Source organism: Hymenobacter chitinivorans DSM 11115 (genome assembly GCF_002797555.1).
GTDB classification, from domain to species: Bacteria; Bacteroidota; Bacteroidia; order Cytophagales; family Hymenobacteraceae; genus Hymenobacter; species Hymenobacter chitinivorans.
The window spans coordinates 148,603-165,772 of the sequence record NZ_PGFA01000002.1 but is presented as its reverse complement, the minus strand read 5'-3'; the positions used below and the strand labels follow the sequence as shown (position 1 = coordinate 165,772).

Annotated in this window: 14 protein-coding genes; 10 read left to right on the top strand and 4 right to left on the bottom strand. The window is 59.2% G+C overall.

Features of this window, described 5'->3' with window-relative positions:
• The first annotated feature begins 18 nt into the window (after positions 1-18).
• Positions 19-3,096 (top strand): translation initiation factor IF-2, encoded by a 3,078-nt coding sequence (gene infB / locus CLV45_RS14310; RefSeq protein WP_100337154.1) that lies wholly within the window; start codon positions 19-21, stop codon positions 3,094-3,096.
• Positions 3,097-3,751: 655 nt separating this feature from the next.
• Positions 3,752-4,549, top strand: a complete 798-nt coding sequence (locus tag CLV45_RS25000; protein ID WP_157807510.1) for a hypothetical protein — start codon at positions 3,752-3,754, stop codon at positions 4,547-4,549.
• A gap of 468 nt (positions 4,550-5,017) precedes the next feature.
• On the opposite strand, the gene CLV45_RS14295 is transcribed toward CLV45_RS25000, so the two are convergent.
• The 3 genes from CLV45_RS14295 to mscL all read right to left on the bottom strand — a co-directional run bounded on the left by CLV45_RS14295 (position 5,018) and on the right by mscL (position 7,030).
• Positions 5,018-5,446 (bottom strand): hypothetical protein, encoded by a 429-nt coding sequence (locus tag CLV45_RS14295; RefSeq protein ID WP_100337152.1) that lies wholly within the window; start codon positions 5,444-5,446, stop codon positions 5,018-5,020.
• A 109-nt stretch (positions 5,447-5,555) separates the two neighbouring features.
• Entirely contained in the window at positions 5,556-6,536 is a 981-nt protein-coding gene (locus CLV45_RS14290; protein WP_245882871.1) for a DUF3078 domain-containing protein, read from the bottom strand.
• A gap of 71 nt (positions 6,537-6,607) precedes the next feature.
• On the bottom strand, positions 6,608-7,030 hold the full coding sequence (mscL, locus tag CLV45_RS14285; protein ID WP_100337150.1) for a large-conductance mechanosensitive channel protein MscL: 423 nt from the start codon (positions 7,028-7,030) through the stop codon (positions 6,608-6,610).
• 265 nt (positions 7,031-7,295) lie between these two features.
• Between mscL and CLV45_RS14280 the strand changes: the two genes are divergently transcribed.
• From CLV45_RS14280 to CLV45_RS14250, 7 genes are all read left to right on the top strand, one after another.
• Positions 7,296-8,084 carry an enoyl-CoA hydratase/isomerase family protein gene (locus CLV45_RS14280; RefSeq protein WP_100337149.1) on the top strand — a complete coding sequence of 263 codons (789 nt, stop codon included), beginning with the start codon at positions 7,296-7,298 and terminating at the stop codon, positions 8,082-8,084.
• A gap of 124 nt (positions 8,085-8,208) precedes the next feature.
• Positions 8,209-9,708 carry a lipopolysaccharide biosynthesis protein gene (locus tag CLV45_RS14275; protein WP_100337148.1) on the top strand — a complete coding sequence of 500 codons (1,500 nt, stop codon included), beginning with the start codon at positions 8,209-8,211 and terminating at the stop codon, positions 9,706-9,708.
• A 105-nt stretch (positions 9,709-9,813) separates the two neighbouring features.
• Positions 9,814-10,248, top strand: a complete 435-nt coding sequence (gene dut, locus CLV45_RS14270; protein WP_100337658.1) for a dUTP diphosphatase — start codon at positions 9,814-9,816, stop codon at positions 10,246-10,248.
• A gap of 68 nt (positions 10,249-10,316) precedes the next feature.
• A complete protein-coding gene (locus CLV45_RS14265; RefSeq protein ID WP_100337147.1) occupies positions 10,317-11,327 on the top strand; it encodes a sugar nucleotidyltransferase in 1,011 nt (336 codons plus the stop codon).
• Positions 11,328-11,439: 112 nt separating this feature from the next.
• A complete protein-coding gene (locus CLV45_RS14260; protein ID WP_100337146.1) occupies positions 11,440-13,266 on the top strand; it encodes a tetratricopeptide repeat protein in 1,827 nt (608 codons plus the stop codon).
• Positions 13,259-14,029 carry a DUF4292 domain-containing protein gene (locus tag CLV45_RS14255; protein ID WP_100337145.1) on the top strand — a complete coding sequence of 257 codons (771 nt, stop codon included), beginning with the start codon at positions 13,259-13,261 and terminating at the stop codon, positions 14,027-14,029. The genes CLV45_RS14260 and CLV45_RS14255 overlap by 8 nt, the downstream gene beginning before the upstream one ends.
• Positions 14,013-15,401 (top strand): murein hydrolase activator EnvC family protein, encoded by a 1,389-nt coding sequence (locus tag CLV45_RS14250; protein ID WP_100337144.1) that lies wholly within the window; start codon positions 14,013-14,015, stop codon positions 15,399-15,401. The genes CLV45_RS14255 and CLV45_RS14250 overlap by 17 nt, the downstream gene beginning before the upstream one ends.
• Before the next feature lie 241 nt (positions 15,402-15,642).
• On the opposite strand, the gene CLV45_RS14245 is transcribed toward CLV45_RS14250, so the two are convergent.
• Entirely contained in the window at positions 15,643-16,605 is a 963-nt protein-coding gene (locus tag CLV45_RS14245) for a GAF domain-containing DNA-binding protein (protein WP_100337143.1), read from the bottom strand.
• 335 nt (positions 16,606-16,940) lie between these two features.
• Here CLV45_RS14245 and tatA point away from each other — a divergent pair, with 335 nt between their 5' ends.
• The gene (gene tatA / locus CLV45_RS14240; protein ID WP_100337142.1) at positions 16,941-17,162 is read left to right on the top strand and encodes a twin-arginine translocase TatA/TatE family subunit; all 222 of its coding nucleotides are present in this window, start codon (positions 16,941-16,943) and stop codon (positions 17,160-17,162) included.
• Positions 17,163-17,170 lie beyond the last annotated feature (8 nt).

Genomic DNA, 17,170 nt, shown 5'->3' with positions numbered 1-17,170 from the left:
ATCGTTCGCGAGCATAGAATGGCGGAAGCAGCACCTAAACGGCTCCAGCAGGCAGCCAAAGACCTGAATATTGGAATGGGCACGGTCGTGGAGACCTTGGCCAAGAAAGGACATCAGGTAGAAAATAAACCTACCACGAAGCTGACTGCCGAACAGGTGGGCCTGCTGGAAAAGGAGTTTGCGTCGTCGGCGCAAGACAAAATGGAGGCAACCAAGCTCACGCAGGCCAAGCGCCAGACGGAAGCTGAAGCTGCTCCAGCTCCTGCTCCCCGGCCTGAACCCGTGGCGCCGAAAGCGGCTAGCCCCGCTGTGCCCACTCCGGCCGCAGCCCCGGCTCCGCAGCCCGCTCCCGCCGCTGAAGCTAAGCCCGCTGCTCCCGTAGCTGCTCCGGCCCCCGTGGCTGCTGCCCCGGCTGAGCCCGAAGCTCCCAAAGTTCCCGGCCTGAAAGTGTTGGGCAAAATCGAGCTGGACTCCAAGGGCCGGCCGGTGCCGCCGCGTCCCGCGGCTGCCGCTCCCCAACCCACCCCCGCTCCGGCTCCTCAGCCTGCCCCGGCTCCCACTCCGGCTCCGGTAGCAGAAGCCAAGCCCGCCGCACCAGCTCCCGCTCCCACTCCGGCCCCCGTGGCTGAAGCTAAGCCGGAACCTAAAGTTGAAGCCGCCCCGCAGCCGGCCCCAGCCCCTGTGGCTGCTCCGGCTCCCGTAGCGGCTGCTCCAGCTGCCCCGGCTCCCCAACCGGCCGTTCCCGTAGCCGCAGCTCCGGCTGCCGAGCCGGCCGCTGCTGATCAGCCCGAAGACACCAGCACCATCGTAGCCAAAGCCGACCAGCTCAAGGGCCTAACGGTACTGGGCAAGATTGAGCTGCCACTCGACTCCTCCCGCCGCGGTGGCCGAAATGCTCGTCCGGTGGCCTCATCCGACGTGCGCAAGAGCGGCCTCGGCCCCGGCACGGATAAGAAAAAGCGCCAGCGCATGCCGGCTCCCGGGGCTCCGACCACGGGTGGTCAGGGCGGCCAAGGCGGTCAGAACACCGGCCAGGGCGGTGGTTACCAGGGCAACCGCCCCGGTGGTCCCGGCCAGCAAGGCAACCGTCCCGGTGGCCCCGGTCAGCGCCCCGGTGGCCCGGGTCAGCGGCCCGGACAGGGTGGGCAGAATGCTCCGCGTCCGGCCCAGGCCGTAACGCCCGAGCAGAACGACAAGCAGATTCAGGAGCAGATCAAAGCCACGCTGGCCAAACTCAGCGGCGGCCGTGGTGGTAACCAGAACAACCGCGCTAAATACCGCCGCGACAAGCGGGCTGGTGTAGCCGAAGACCGTGAAGCCCAGCGCGCCCAGAACGAACTAGACGCCAAGACCCTCAAAGTAACCGAGTTCATCTCCGCCAATGACTTGGCCTCGCTGATGGACGTTTCGGTAAACGAGGTAATCAAGGTGTGCCTGAACATGGGCATGTTCGTTTCGATCAACCAGCGCCTCGACGCGGAAGCCATTACCGTTATTGCCGATGAATTCGGCTACGATGTGGAATTCCTGTCGGCCGAGGAAGAGGAAGTAGACACGACCCTCGACGACAACGAAGAGGATCTGCAGCCCCGTGCCCCCATCGTGACCATCATGGGTCACGTCGACCACGGTAAAACCTCGCTGCTGGACTACATCCGTAACGCCAGCGTGGCCAAAGGCGAAGCCGGCGGTATCACCCAGCACATCGGCGCTTACGATGTAATGACTAAATCGGGCAAGCGGGTTACTTTCCTCGATACACCGGGTCACGAAGCGTTTACCGCCATGCGTGCCCGGGGTGCCAAGATTACCGACATTGCCATCATCGTAGTGGCAGCCGATGACTCGGTAATGCCCCAGACGCGGGAAGCCATCAACCACGCACAAGCGGCGGGCGTGCCCATCGTAATTGCGATGAACAAGATTGACAAGCCCGGCGCCAACTCGGAGAAAATCCGCGAAGAACTTTCGCAGATGAACATCCTGGTGGAAGAATGGGGTGGCAAATACCAGTCGCAGGAGGTTTCGGCCAAGACGGGTCTCGGTATCGACGACCTCCTGGAGAAAGTTCTGCTTGAAGCCGAACTGCTCGAACTGAAAGCCAACCCCGACCGCAACGCCGTGGGTGCCGTTATTGAAGCCATGCTGGACAAAGGCCGCGGCTACGTAACCACCGTGCTGGTGCAAACTGGTACCCTGAAAGTAGGTGACGTAGTACTGGCCGGTCCGCACTACGGCCGCGTGAAGGCCATGACCGACCACCGCGGCAAGAAGATGAAGCAGGCCGGTCCGGCTACTCCGGTGCAGGTACTTGGTTTGACGGGTGCCCCTCAGGCTGGTGACAAGCTGCAGGTGATGGAAACTGAGCGCGAAGCCCGCGAACTGGCCACCCAGCGTCAGCAGCTCACCCGTGAGCAGAGCATGCGCACCAAGAAGCACATCACCCTCGACGAAATCGGTCGTCGTCTGGCCATTGGTTCGTTCAAGGAGCTCAACGTTATTGTGAAAGGTGACGTGGACGGCTCGGTAGAAGCCCTCTCCGACTCGCTGCTGAAGCTCTCGACGCCGGAAGTGAAGGTGAACATCCTTTCCAAAGGGGTGGGTGCCATCTCCGAATCGGACGTGCTGCTGGCTTCGGCTTCCGACGCCATCATCATTGGTTTCCAGGTGCGGCCCTCGCAGAGTGCCCGCAAGCTGGCCGACAATGAGCAGATCGACATCCGTCTCTACTCGATTATCTACAACGCCATCAACGAGGTGAAGGATGCCATGGAAGGCATGCTGGCCCCGACGGTGCAGGAAGTAGTAGTAGCCAACGCCGAGGTGCGGCAGGTGTTCAACATTACCAAGGTGGGCAGCATTGCCGGCTGTATGGTAACGGAAGGCTCCTTCACCCGCAATACCAAGGTGCGGGTCGTGCGCGACGGTATCGTGGTACACTCCGGCGACATCTCGGCGCTGAAGCGTTACAAAGACGATGTGTCGGAAGTACGCCAGGGCTACGAATGCGGTATTTCGATCAAAGGCTTCAATGACCTGCGCGAAGGCGACAACATCGAAGGCTTCGAAGAGAAAGAAATCAAGCGGACGCTGTAGTCGGCTTGAAGGTAATAAGTGCAAAACGCCCCGGCTGGAAACAGCTGGGGCGTTTTGTTTTTGCGCCGCTTAACCTTGGATACCCCCCAAATTAAATTCACAAGCTATAGCTACAGGCAAGCCTACCGGTGGCTAGGTCGACGAACTCTATCAACGTGCCAAGCCACAACCGGGCTTAGCTACTGCCGTGGTGCTCAAAAATCAGCCACGCCATGGAAAATTATTCGGCGCCGAAGGCCGAGCAGGACAGGTACGCACTGACACAAAGAAGGGCGTTGCGTCAATTCTTGTGAAGAACAGCACGGTGGGTGGTAGTCCCAGCGGTAATAGCTACCGCAAGAGTCTCGCCGACGGCAGCAGCAGGCTTTGATAATTCGGTTCGGCAGGCGCAGCAAAGCAATATCTGCAAGACCAAAACGAAGCGGGCCAGATACCTGCTACCGGCCACTTGGTTGATTTCCAAACTGCGCAGAATCAATTATTTTATATATTTAATCCTTCAAAATCACGCTTTCAACTGGTAATGAGCTACTTACTTACTAAGTCACATAATCATGCGATTGACGGTAACTTTTACCCAGCGTAGTTTTGCATCAGTTCAGGAAATAATTGCACACCTGCGCCACTTCATCCGAACTTTTATTCTTCAGCTGCTATGAAAACACTTGCTACCTTCCTCCTCGCTGCGGCCATGACCGGCAGCAGCGCGCTGGCCCAAACCAAAACGCCAGCCCGCACTACCAAACCCGCTAGTCCTGGGACAGCCCCAGCCAAGGTGGTTACGACCAAAACACCGGCCACTACTAGCAAGACCACCACCAAACCCAGCTCGGCCACTACCACCAAACCTGCGCCAAAGCCAGCACCTACGGCCGCTCCGGCACCTGCCCCAACGCCAGCTCCTGAGCCAAAGACTGAATCGAAAAGCGCCACTACGGCTGCCAATGGCGAGTTGTTCCGCAAAGGCACGAACATGGTAAACCTGGGTGTAGGCCTGGGCTTGGGCTACGGCTATTATGGCACGCTGAAGTCGACACCGGCTTTGAGCCTGTCGGTGGAGCACGGCCTGCGCGAAGGAGTGGGACCGGGCACAATTGGGGTAGGCGGCCTGGTAGGCTACAAAGCCTACCACTACGATTATCCGGGAACCAAATACAAGGCTACCTGGACCAATATCATTGTGGCTGCGCGGGGTACTTACCACTACAACGTATTCCAGAATCCCAAGCTTGATACCTACGGCGGCTTGAGCGTGGGCGTGCGGATTCAGAAGTGGAGCGACTCTTACTATGATGACATTCCTGAGCTGAAAGGCTACTCCAGCAGTTCGAGCTACATTACCAGCGGCATTTTTGTGGGAGCCCGTTATTTCTTCAGTAACAACATTGGCGCCTTCACCGAGTTGGGCTACGATATGAACTACCTCAAATTAGGCCTCACTGCCAAGTTCTAACTATTGGGCTCCAGCCACCTTACGGGCCGGCAATAACGGACTACGAGCCGGCTAGAGTTTCGGGGACTTACACCCTGCGTCAATGCCTGAGGCTATACGTTATTGCTTAGTGAATTTGAAAGGCTGGCACCGCTGGTCTTTGCGGAGGTTGGGCAGGCACTGATGTAGCCGGTAGCACTTGCACGGAGGGGAACTATAGCTCGCTGTAACTGCTAATCACGTCAGTAATTACTACTGGCGTGCTACCTCAGCCCCAATATCTCGTATTAGGAATAGGAGCTAGCTGCCGTATTGCTGAGCCTTACGCTAGCTAGCTTCTATGGAAATACCTGACCGTTTCCGACACGGCCCAGGAACTGCTACTTCTTCAGCAGCATCGGGGGCGAACGGTGGCCTCGAAGCCGTTGAAGATGCAAAAAGCCCCGCAGCGCTGCTACGGGGCTTTTTTGTTTGTTGGGGGCCGGCCTTCTAGAAGAACAGAAAGCGGTGCTTCTTCTTATGCGACAAAGGTTTGCCCTTGGGGTCAATGCCGGGGGCGGGCCGGCTCTGTCCCCGCTTTTGCTGGGCGGTGCCGCGCTTGTCCTTAAACTTGCGCACCATAAAGCCTGAATTACCCTTCTCGTATTGCCGGGCGGGACCCGCGGCGCGGCCGAAGCTAGTGTTGGCCGTGCCGCCCGAGCGAGCTTCGAGAATCTCCATCTGCTGGTCGCGCTTCACCTCGTTTGGGTTCATGCTCATGCGCCGCTGCATCCGGGCAATATCCTCCCCGGAAGCTTTCCGGGACGGCTTACGGGAAGCCGCCGGCTTGTCGGCAGCCGGCTCCGATGATTGAGCCTGGGCCTGGAAAGCAACGAGGCTAGTACCGGCCAGCAGCAGTGCGGCAATCAGCTTTTTCATACAATAGGGCAGGTGAGAAGAGGAGGATCAGGTGGGGCAGCAGGCAGGCGCTCCGTCCCCGGGTTCGGCAGCCACACAACCGGAGAGGAGCAAATATAGTTCAATTTCGTTAAAACCTATAAGTCAGGCCAATACCCAGGGTTTCCTTGAACTGGATCCGGCGGCCCCGGCTGTCGGGAGTGCCGTCCTCATTCCGGTCGACGGGCACTAAAACATCGTCATCGTACACGAGAGTGGTGGTAATACTGCTGCTGATGAATTTATTGACCTTGAAGCTGATCAGGTTTTCCCAGTTCACGTCCACGTTGGAGGGGTTGTGCAGGTAGTTACTGAAGAGGTCCAACTTACTTTGAAATGTAATATTCTCCCAGATGGGACGCCGGTACTTTACGTTTAAATACGCGCCGAGTTCTTGCCGGAACTGTTGCCCGGTACCGCGAATCGGTCGGCCGGCCGCATCCCGCGCGGCGGCGTCCACGCCGAAGGCCCCGGCATCGGCCAGGGTCTGGTCGGCCACAACGGTAAACTTGCCGGTAACGGGCGACAGAAACACCGACAGCTGGTCGTTGGGCTTGTAGTCGATGCCGAGGGAAGCCAGGATAAAGGCCGGGGCAAAAAAGCGGGACAGCAGCGAATCGGGCTTGTCGACGGCGTAAGTGGGCGTCAGCTGGGTTTTGACATTGGCCTGGGCCGCGTAGTAGAGCACCTTGGTAAACTGGCGGCCGTATTTGGCGTTGAATTCGAGCCGGTCGTCGCTCTTGCGGATTTTGGCCTTGCCCGCTTTCAGGCTGCCGTACACGACGTCCAGGGACGTATCGAACGTGTTTTGGCCCCGACGGTAATGCAGAAAAGCGTTGCCAATGGCCAGCAGCGACAGGGAGCTTTGGCCCCCGGGCGCCCAGTTGCTCAGGCTTACTTGGCTGAAGTTGAGCGTGCCCACGCCCCCGCGCTTCCAGCCCTGCACGGTATCGGGCGCAGCGGCGCTGGATTCCGACGTTTGAGCCTGGGCCACCAAGGAGATGCCACTGAACATCAGTAGCAACAGCAGCCGGCGAAACCAACTAGCGGAAACAGTAAAAGTTGTGGTCATGCGGAAAGAGCAAAAAAGCCAAACCGGCCTTTCCCAGACTGAGGAAAGACCGGTTTGGCGAGCAGTAAAGCTTAGCGGTTGCGCAGGGCGTCCCGGATTTCCATGAGCAGCACCTGGTCTTTGGTCGGCCCCGGGTCGGCCACGGCAATGACCACCGGCGGCTTCTTGAAGCGGTTGGCCAACTTCACAATCAAAAACACGCAGAAGGCAATGATGAAGAAGTAAATAATGGCGTTCAGGAACAGGCCGTAGTTGACGGTAGCGGCCTTGGCAGCTTTGGCGGCCTCGAAGTTGGCGTAAGTGTTGCCGTCCAGGGGCAGGTACCATTCCTTCAGATCAATGCCACCGATGGCCAGCCCAATGATGGGCATGATGATGTCGTCGGTGAGCGAGGTAACAATCTTGCCGAAAGCAGCCCCGATGATAACGCCCACGGCCAGGTCTAGCACGTTGCCCTTCGAAATGAATTCCTTAAACTCAGAAACAAAGCCCATATGCGTACGAGGGGGTTTAGGTAAGAATGAAAGAAGCACTGACGCTAAATATGAATTTTTCGCGACACTTTGCTTTTACTATACTTTGGCTTAAATATATAGATACCAAATCCGTAACCCCGTCGGCTCTCGCCCGACGCACCGCTGCCGGAGTTCAAGGCCGGAAAATTCTCGCTGAGCGGCTACGGCGGCGGGCCGCAGCCGGGCCACGCTTTTGCCCTATCTTTGCCCCGTTCTTTCACCTATTCCTGCCCTTTACGCACGCATGGCTACTTTCGAAAACCTGCTTTACGCCCTGGATTCGGCCACCGGTATCCTGACCATTACCCTGAACCGCCCCGCCAAGCTCAACGCCCTGAACGCGGCCACGATTGAAGAAATCCGGGAGGCTACCCAGCTGGCCCTCGACGACCCACAGGTGCGCGGCATCATCCTGACCGGCAGCGGCGAGAAGGCCTTCGTGGCCGGGGCCGACATTTCGGAGCTGGCCGCCCTGAACGACATCAGTGGCCGGCGCGCTGCCGAGCGGGGTCAGGAAGCGTTTTGCATGCTCGAGGAAAGCACCAAGCCCGTTATTGCCGCCGTCAACGGCTTTGCCCTGGGCGGGGGCTGCGAGCTGGCTATGGCCTGCCACATGCGCGTCGCCTCCGAAAATGCCCGCTTTGGTCAGCCCGAAGTAAACCTGGGCCTGATTCCGGGCTACGGCGGCACCCAGCGCCTGACCCAGCTGGTGGGCAAAGGCAAAGCCCTGGAGCTGCTCCTGACCGGGGACCAAATTAAAGCCGAAGAGGCTTACCGCCTGGGCCTGGTGAACCACGTCGTGCCCCTGGCCGAGCTGCTGCCCTTCTGCGCGCAGCTCATGACCAAAATTCTGAGCAAGGCCCCGCTGGCCGTGGGTTTGGTTATCGACTGCGTAAATGCCTACTACGACAAGGAAATGAATGGTTACCAGACCGAGGCCAACTCGTTTGGGCACAGCTTCGCCTCCGAGGATTTTCGGGAAGGCACCACGGCATTCCTGGAAAAGCGGCCGGCCGTATTTACCGGCAAGTAGTCCATTACAAATTAAGAAGTAGCAGGTAAGAAGCCGGCTGCTGCCAGTATCGGGCCCATTTTCGGGGCCAATACTCGTGTTCTAGCCGCGGATTCTTACTTGCTACTTTTTGCTTAACCCAAGCATGAGCGTAGCAAAAAAACTAGTTGGGCAAACGGCCGTGTACGGCATCAGCAGCATTGTGGGACGGGCCCTCACCTTTCTGCTGGTCCCGCTCTATACCAGTCGGTTTGAGGCTGCCGAGTACGGCATCGTGACCGAGCTCTACGCCTACGTGGCCTTCCTCAACATCCTGTTTACCTACGGCATGGAGTCGGCCTACTTCCGCTTCGCCACCCGGCCCGGCACCGACCGGCGCCTGCTCTACGACCAGGTCCTGAGCTTGCTACTGGTGAGCAGCGTGGTGCTGAGCGGACTGCTGGCCCTGGCCTCGCCGGCGCTGGCCAGCCTGCTGCACTACCCCGGCCGCGAAAAATACCTGGTGTGGCTGGCCCTGGTGATGGGCATCGACGCGGTAACGGCCATTGCCTTTGCCCGGCTCCGGCTCGAAAACAAGGCCAAGAAAGTGGCGGCGGTGCGCTTTATCAACATCCTGCTCAACGTTGGGTTGTCGCTGTTCTTTATCGTGCTCTGCCCCGATATTCTGGCCGGCAAGTACCTGACCGGGCTGCAGCCCCTGGTGCGGGCCGTGTACAGCCCACAGCTACGGGTGGGCTACGTATTTCTGATTGGGCTGCTGGCCAATGCCTGCTACCTGCCCATGCTGTGGCGGGAGCTGACTGACTTCCGGTTTCGGCTGGACCTGGCCCCGCTGCGGCCCATGCTGCAGTACGCCTACCCGCTGATGCTGATGGGGCTGGCGGGCATGATCAACGAAACCTTCGACCGGCCTCTGCTCAAGTACTGGCTGCCCGAGGGCTTTTACCCGGGGCAGTCCAACCAAACGGCCATGGGTATTTACGGAGCCTGCTACAAGCTGGCTATTTTCATGTCCTTGGTCATCCAGGCCTTCCGCTACGCCGCCGAGCCGTTCTTCTTTTCGCAGTCGACGGACAAAAACTCCCCGGCTACGTTTGCCCTCATCCTGAAGTGGTTTACGCTAAGCTGCGCCTTTATTTTCGTGTTTATCAGCGTCAACATTGAGGATTTCGGGCAGCTGCTGCGCGGCCCCGAGTACCGCTCGGGGCTGGCCGTGGTGCCGGTGCTGCTGCTGGCCAACCTGTTTCTGGGCGTGTATTACAACCTGTCGGTCTGGTTTAAGCTCACCGACAAAACCTACTACGGCACCTACATCAGCGTGGGCGGGGCCGCCCTGACGGTGCTGCTCAACTTTCTGCTGATTCCGGTGCTGGGCTACATGGGTAGCGCCGTCACGACCCTGGCCTGCTACGCCATGATGGCCATTGTGTGCTGGCGCCTGGGGGAAAAGCATTTTCCCGTCCCCTACCCCGTGGCGCGCCTGGCCACCTGGCTGGCCGTGGCCTGCGCCCTAGTGGCTATCAGCTGGTACGTGCCCGTAGCCGACTTCTGGCTGCGCCACGCGTTTCACGTGGGTTTGTGCCTGGTTTTTCTGGCGCTGATTTTCCTGGTGGAGCGGCCGGGGCGCCGGTTGGCCCGCGCCTAACGCGGCAAAAAGGACGAAATTCTTTTTGTCTCAATTAATCTTCCTAAACTTATCCATATCTGGTTCGGCCTATCTTTGCCGCCGGCCTCCTTTGCTTTGCCCTTCATGCGTATTCCCGTCATCAACCGCTCCCACCACCCGCTGCCCTCTTACCAGACTGCCCACGCGGCCGGAATGGACGTGCGGGCCAACCTCGCGGAGCCCATTACGTTGAAGCCCCTGCAACGCGCCCTTGTTCCGACGGGTCTGTTTATGGAAATTCCGGTGGGCTATGAAGTGCAGGTGCGGCCCCGCAGCGGCCTGGCCTACAAGCACGGCATCAGCATCGTCAACAGCCCCGGCACTATTGACGCCGACTACCGGGGGGAGCTCAAAGTGCTGCTGGTCAACCTCTCGGCCGAAGATTTCATCGTCCAGGACGGGAAGCGGATTGCTCAGCTGGTGGTAGCCCGCCACGAAACGGCCGAGTGGGAGCCGGCCACGGAACTGACGGAAACTGAGCGGGGCACCGGCGGCTACGGCAGCACGGGCACCAAGTAACTCATCCCGCGGGGCGCTGATTACGTTTCAACACCTAAACCAACTACTCAAAACTCTCTTTTTCCGCTATGAAAATCATCGTTCCGATGGCCGGCATGGGTAAGCGCATGCGCCCCCACACTCTTACCGTTCCCAAGCCCCTGATTCCGATTGCCGGTAAGCCCATCGTGCAACGATTGGTGGAAGACATTGCCAAAGTGTGCGGTGAACAGGTGGAAGAAGTCGCCTTTATCATTGGCCGCTTCGGCGAAACCGTGGAGAAAAGCCTGGTGCAGATTGCCGAGTCGGTGGGCGCCAAAGGCTCGATTTACTACCAGGATGAGCCCCTGGGCACGGCCCACGCCATTCTCTGCGCCAAAGACTCGCTGAGCGGCCCACTGGTGGTGGCCTTTGCCGATACCCTCTTTAAGGCCGATTTCACCCTCGACAGCTCGGCCGCCGGCACCATCTGGGTGCAGCGCGTGGACGACCCCAAGCCCTTCGGCGTAGTGAAGCTCGACGAGCAGGGCCAGATTACCGACTTCGTGGAGAAACCCCAGGAGTTTGTGTCTGACCTGGCCATTATCGGCATCTACTACTTCCAGGACGGCGACTACCTGCGCGACGAGCTGCAGTTCCTGCTCGACAACGACATCAAGGACAAAGGTGAATACCAGCTCACCAACGCCCTGGAAAACATGAAGAACAAGGGCACCACCTTCGTGCCCGGCCGCGTGACTGAGTGGCTCGACTGCGGCAACAAGGACGCCACAGTATTCACCAACCAGCGCTACCTCGAATATCTGCAGGAGCGCAGCGAAAACCTGGTGGCCGAATCCGCCAAGCTGGTCAACTCCGTGGTTATTCCCCCAGTCTACATCGGCGAAAACGTCGTCATCACCGATTCGGTGGTGGGCCCGCACGTGTCGTTGGGTGACCATAGCAACGTGCGCAGCTCGGTGCTCAGCAACTCCATCGTGCAACAGTCGGCCTCGGTGCTGCACGCCAACGTGACCAACTCCATGATTGGCAACTTCGCCTCGGTGACCGGCACCCCCGACGACTTGAGCCTGGGCGACTATAACACGCTGCGCGTGTGATATTTTTGCCCCTCCTGATGTTAGCAGTAGCGCGGGCTTCTGTCCGCAGATTTGTTTATTTGGCGTAACTCCTTTTTTTGAACGGCGAACAGCCGTCCGTGCTACTGCGCTCATGAGTCGATTTGCCCCTTTTACACTTCTCCTGTTGGGCCTGCTGTTGGCCGGGCCAGGGTATGCCCAGCAGCCGGCGGGCCCGGCAACTCCGGCTAGCGAACCTCCGGCAACGGACTCCAAGCCGCGCAAGCTGACCCGCAAGGAGCGCAAGGAGCTGGCCCACCGCGCCGAGCTGGACGTGGCCCGGCAGCAGGTGCGGGAGTTGTCGGAGAAAGACCGGGAGATGAGCGAGTCGTTCTTCGTAGAGGGCGTTAAGTTCGTGCTGCTCGAAGACTACAACAAGGCCCTGGAGCGGCTGCTGAAGGCCTACGCCCTGAACCCGACCAACGCGGCCATCAACTACAAGATTGCCGAAACCAACCTGCTCAGCGGCAACCTTAAGGACGCTACCAACTTTGCCTTGGTGGCCGTGAAGCTCGACCCCAAAAACGCCTACTACTACCTGCTGCTGGCCCAGATTTACTCGTCCCAGAAGCAGTACGACCAGGCCGCCAAGGTGTATACCAGCTTGATTAAGGACGTGCCCGACTCCGGTTACTACCTCTTCAACCTGGCCGACCTGTACCTGGCCCAGGGCAAGCTGAACGAGGCCCTGACGACCTTCGAGCAGGCCGAAAAGCAGTTTGGCCCGCTCGACGAGGTGTCGTTCAAAAAGCAGCAGATTTACCTCAAGCAGAACAACCTCGACAAGGCCCTGCAGGAAGGCGAGGCCCTGATGGCCGCCAACCCCGACGAAATCCGCTACGTGCTGGCCCAGGCCGAAATGTATGCGGCCAACAACCGGTTTCCCGACGCCATTCGGGTGGCGGAAAAGGCCCTCAAGCAGGACCCCGACAACCCCCAGGCCCGCATGATCTTGGCCGACATCTACCGGCAGCAGCAAAACAAGCCCGAGTCGGACAAGCAAATCAAGCTGGCCTTCGAAAGCCCCGGCCTCGACATTGACGAAAAAGTCCGGATTCTGGTCGACTACATCAAGCAGCTGCCCAACCCGGCCCTGGAGAAAATTGCCCTGGACCTGGCCGACATTACCACCCGCGTCCACCCCAAGGAAGCCAAAGCGTTTTCCGTAGCCGGCGACATTCAGACCATTACCGAGCATAAGGAGCTGGCCCGCAGCAACTACCTCAAGGCCATTAAGCTCGACAACTCCAAGTTCCAGATCTGGCAGCAGGTGGTGCTCATCGACGCCGAGCTCAACCAAATTGACTCCCTGCTGCACCACACCGACCAGGCCCTGGAGCTGTTTCCGAATCAGGCCCCGCTCTGGTACTACAACGGCGTGGCTCAGCTGCTGAAAAAGCAGCCGACCAAGGGCGTCAAAGCCCTAGAGTACGGCCGTAAGCTGGCCACCGACAACCCCGAACTGCTGGCCCAGATTGACACTCAGCTCGGCGACGCCTACCACGAGCTCAAGGAATACGCCAAGTCGGACGCGGCCTACGAGGCGGCCCTGACCTTCGACGCCAACAACGCCCAGGCCCTGAACAACTACAGCTACTTCCTCTCGATGCGGGGCGAAAAGCTGGAAAAGGCCAAGGAAATGTCGGGCAAGCTGGTCAAGCAGTTTCCCACCAACGACACCTACCTCGACACTTACGCCTGGGTACTCTACAAGCTCAAGGACTACACCGGAGCCCGGCAAAGCCTTGAAAAAGCCCTGAAAACCAGCACCGATGCCACCATCATCGAGCATTACGGGGACGTACTGTTTCAGCTCGGCGAAAAAGAATTGGCCATGGCCGAGTGGCAAAAAGCCAAAAAGGCGGGCGGGGCCTCAGCCCTGATTGACCGCAAGATCAAAGACAAACGACTATATGAATAAGTGCTTTCCGCTGGTGTTGCTTTGGATGGGCCTGCTGCTGAGCAGCTGTAGCTCCAAGATTTTCCCGACCAAGTCGGCCACGACTCCCGCGCCAGCCAAAGGCTCTGAACTGGTAAAAGCTAAGAACCTGGACTTCCGCTACCTGAAGGCCAAGGGCAAAATCAAGATTGACATGCCCCAGCTGCAGCAGTCGGCCAACCTGAACGTACGCATGCGCAAGGACAGCGCCATCTGGCTGTCGGTGTCGTTGGGCATCGAGGGCGTGCGGGCCTATATCACCCGCGACTCGGTGCAGGTGATTAACTACCTCCAGAAGGAATACTACGCCGGCGACTACGCGTATTTGAGCCGCCTGCTCAACGTGCCCGTGACCTTTGACCGGGTGCAGGCCCTGCTGCTGGGCAACTACCTGCCGGCCGAGGCCAGCACCACGCCCAAAATCAACGACCAGGGCGCCATGCAGCAAGTCGAGTTTCAGGAAGGCGGCGTGCTCATTACCCAGCTGATTGAGCTGACCCGCAACCGGGTGCAGCAGATCAAGCTGGCCGAGCAGCAAACCCAGAACCTGTTCACCGTCGACTTTTCCGATTTCCGCCCCCTGGCTCCCAGCGCCGTGCCCTTTGCCTACGCGGTGCTCGTACAGGCGCAGCCCGCCAAGGGCAAGCTGGCCACCGCCACGATTAACTACCGCAACATAGACGTCGACCAGGAGCGGCTGTCTTTCCCTTTCTCCGTGCCCAAGGGCTATGTTCGCAAAAAGTAAGCGCACCGCCTTTTTCTTGGCGGTGGTAAGTGTGCTGGCTTTGCAGAGCGGACCGGCCGGGGCCCAGCAGCGCACCAGCCGCAGCAGCAGCTCTAAGCCCAAAACCAAGGCCCAGCTGCTGCGGGAGCGGCGCGCCACGCTCAAGCGGATTCAGGAAACCAGCCGGATTCTGGAGCAAACCCAGAAGCAGAAGGAAGCCTCCGTGGGCCAGCTCAACGCCCTGAAGGAAAAGCTGACCGTGCAGCAGGGCGTCATCAAGAATATTTCCTCGGATCTGAAGTACATCGAATCGGATGTGCGGCAGACCGAGACGCAGGTGCAGAAAACCCAGCAGAGCCTGGAGCAGCTGCGGGCCGAGTACGCGCGGATGATTTACGCCTCCTCCAAAACGGCCAACAGCTACAACCGCATCATGTTCCTGTTTGCGGCCGAGTCGTTTAACCAGTTCATGCTGCGTCTGCGCTACATCCGCCAGTACTCGGAAGTGCGCCAGGCCCAGGCCGCCCAGATTGCCAGCACCAAGCAGCGCCTAAGCCAGCAGCTGACCGGCCTCACGGCTAAAAAGCAGGAGAAAAGCTCCCTGCTCACCACCCAGCTCACTGAAAACCGCAACCTGGTCACGCTCAAAACCCAGCAGGACCAGGTCGTGACCAAGCTTAGCCAGCAGGAGGAAAGTCTGCGCCAGGAGCTGGCCGAGCGCCAGCAGGCCGTGGGCCGCCTCGATAACCTGATTGCCGAGCGGGTGCGGGAAGAAATTGCCCGGGCGGCCCGGGCGGCGGCCCGCGCCGCCGCGGCCCGGGCGCGGGCCAACGCCGCCCGCGCCAACTCCGGCTCGGCCGGTACCGCCGCCCGCCCCAGTTCTCCTTCCCGGGCCGCTACTGCCGCCGCCGCCGCTGCCGAGGAAGAAGCCGTGGAGCGCGTCGATAAAGTGACGCTCACGCCCGAAACGGCAGAGCTTTCCTCGTCCTTTGCCGACAACCGCGGCCGGCTGCTGTGGCCGGTGTCCAAGGGCTTTATTTCCCAGCGCTTCGGCCGCCATGCCCACCCGGTGCTCAAAAACGTGATTGTCGAAAACCGGGGCGTGGATATTCAGACCAGCGCCGGGGAGCCGGTTCGGGCCATCTTCGAGGGTAAGGTGCTCACCGTGGCCAGCATTGCGGGCATGAACAACATCGTCATGATTCAGCACGGCGAGTACTTCACCGTGTACGCCAAGCTGCGCAGCGTGAGCGTTACCGAAGGCCAGCACGTGGATATGCGCCAGCAGATTGGCACCGTGTATACCAGCCCCGATGGTACCTCGGAGGTACAGTTTCAAGTGTGGCGCAACAGCTCCAACCTGAATCCGGAGAACTGGCTGGGCCGCAAGTAAGCTCGACCGTAAAGGACATAAAAAAACACCGTACAGGGTACGGTGCCTTTCTGAGCTATGAAAACAAACTTAGCTACCAGAAACCTCCCCGCAGCTGCTAAAGCGTTGCCGCCTCCACTCGCCACGAAGCATTCCTTGATAACAGGACGAAAGATAGGTGACCCTCTCTCAAATCCCAGCATCTTTCGCTGAAAGTGTAATATTTCTCGGCCAAGGATAGGTTTTTCTATCTGGCCAAACGCTACACTAGATTCAGCCGATTGAGCAAGCCTGCTTTGTAAGAACTCCCGATGGGTACGGGCAATAAGTTGCTGGCGCCTTCTGTCCCGCGGCCAGTATCTACCACGACGGCGTCGGCCTCAATGGCCACTATCCGGTCGAGGCGCACGATGTACTTGCGGTGTACGCGGGCAAATTCGCGGGGCGGCAGCTTGGTTTCGAGCTCCTTCATGGTGCTATACACCGTGTGCCGGTCGCGGCCGGCGTAAATATTGACGTAATCACCCAAAGCCTCCACGTAGCGAATATCGGTGGCGCTGACGCGCACCAGCTTGTGGTCCTGCTTAATGAAGAGCTCGTTGCGGCTGGCCATGTAGAGCGAGTCGGCCGCGTCGTTGGCCATGCGCAGCAGACCGTCGAGCTTGCGTTGCTCCTGCTCCAGTTGCAGCCGGGCGCGGCGCAGCTCCAGGTGGGCCACTACTTCGCGGGCCAGAATGCGCAGGGCCTCGCGCTGCTGCTCGGTTAGGCGGCGCGGTACCCGGTCGATGGCGCACAGTGTGCCCAGCGCCTGGCCTTCGGGCGTGACCAGCGGGGCCCCGGCGTAGAAACGAATGCCCGGGTCGTTGGTCACCAATGGGTTGTTGCTGAACAGCGGGTCCTTGCCGGCGTCCTCCACTTCATAAATATCATTGCCGTACATGGCGTGCTGGCAAAACGATATTTCGCGGTCAGTGCTTTCCACGCCTTCCAGCCCCACGTTGGCCTTGAACCACTGCCGCTCGGCGTCAATCAGGGACACCAGCGAAATGGGCGTGCCGCAGATGCAAGCCGCCAGCTTGGCCAGATTATCAAACACTTCTTCAGCAGGCGTGTCCAGAATCTGGTAGTTGCGTAGGGCTTCCAGGCGGTCGGTTTCCCGGGTGTCGCGCGAGGAGTAGCTGGTCAGGGAGCTAGAAGAAAAGGCAGGGCTGGTTTTCGCTGGCATTGGTTGGTCATCGGGGAAGGCAGGAGGCTGCCCCCACCATAACAATTCAAAGTTAAAATGTCTTAGGACAAAGACCCGAACTACCCAATTGAATTGCATGTAGAGTGGCTACGGTCTGGCACGAAACGACCAGCGCCCCTGTTCTACCCTTTGGGCATCCTTGCCCCTACGTAGTTGCCGGCAAAAATGGATTGAACTAGGGGCTGAATAATTTCTTGTGAACTACTGCCGGTGAACTGATTTGAAAATTATCGGGTACTTTTACCAATCCTAACCGGCTCTTATTCGCGTACAATAAGCTTTGCCACTCCAAACCGGCCCTGGGCCAACCGTTTATGACACTTGCCTCGCTTTTCCTGATCGGCAACTTCGGCACGACCGAAATTCTGCTGATTCTTTTTGTTATTATCTTGTTGTTCGGTGCCAAGCGCATTCCGGAGCTGGCCAAAGGCTTGGGCAAGGGCATCCGCGAGTTTAAGGATGCTTCTAAGGACGAGCAGCCCGAGTTTCGGGACCGGCCGGTGAACCCCAACGACCCGAATCAACCCCGTCTGTAACTCTTGAC

Bases quoted from the DNA above. Each gene is read 5' to 3' on its own strand.
- infB (WP_100337154.1), top strand. From the start codon at position 19: ATGGCGGAAGCAGCACCTAAACGGCTCCAGCAGGCAGCCAAAGACCTG.
- CLV45_RS25000 (WP_157807510.1), top strand. From the start codon at position 3,752: ATGAAAACACTTGCTACCTTCCTCCTCGCTGCGGCCATGACCGGCAGC.
- CLV45_RS14295 (WP_100337152.1), bottom strand. From the start codon at position 5,446: ATGAAAAAGCTGATTGCCGCACTGCTGCTGGCCGGTACTAGCCTCGTT.
- CLV45_RS14290 (WP_245882871.1), bottom strand. From the start codon at position 6,536: ATGACCACAACTTTTACTGTTTCCGCTAGTTGGTTTCGCCGGCTGCTG.
- mscL (WP_100337150.1), bottom strand. From the start codon at position 7,030: ATGGGCTTTGTTTCTGAGTTTAAGGAATTCATTTCGAAGGGCAACGTG.
- CLV45_RS14280 (WP_100337149.1), top strand. From the start codon at position 7,296: ATGGCTACTTTCGAAAACCTGCTTTACGCCCTGGATTCGGCCACCGGT.
- CLV45_RS14275 (WP_100337148.1), top strand. From the start codon at position 8,209: ATGAGCGTAGCAAAAAAACTAGTTGGGCAAACGGCCGTGTACGGCATC.
- dut (WP_100337658.1), top strand. From the start codon at position 9,814: ATGCGTATTCCCGTCATCAACCGCTCCCACCACCCGCTGCCCTCTTAC.
- CLV45_RS14265 (WP_100337147.1), top strand. From the start codon at position 10,317: ATGAAAATCATCGTTCCGATGGCCGGCATGGGTAAGCGCATGCGCCCC.
- CLV45_RS14260 (WP_100337146.1), top strand. From the start codon at position 11,440: ATGAGTCGATTTGCCCCTTTTACACTTCTCCTGTTGGGCCTGCTGTTG.
- CLV45_RS14255 (WP_100337145.1), top strand. From the start codon at position 13,259: ATGAATAAGTGCTTTCCGCTGGTGTTGCTTTGGATGGGCCTGCTGCTG.
- CLV45_RS14250 (WP_100337144.1), top strand. From the start codon at position 14,013: ATGTTCGCAAAAAGTAAGCGCACCGCCTTTTTCTTGGCGGTGGTAAGT.
- CLV45_RS14245 (WP_100337143.1), bottom strand. From the start codon at position 16,605: ATGCCAGCGAAAACCAGCCCTGCCTTTTCTTCTAGCTCCCTGACCAGC.
- tatA (WP_100337142.1), top strand. From the start codon at position 16,941: ATGACACTTGCCTCGCTTTTCCTGATCGGCAACTTCGGCACGACCGAA.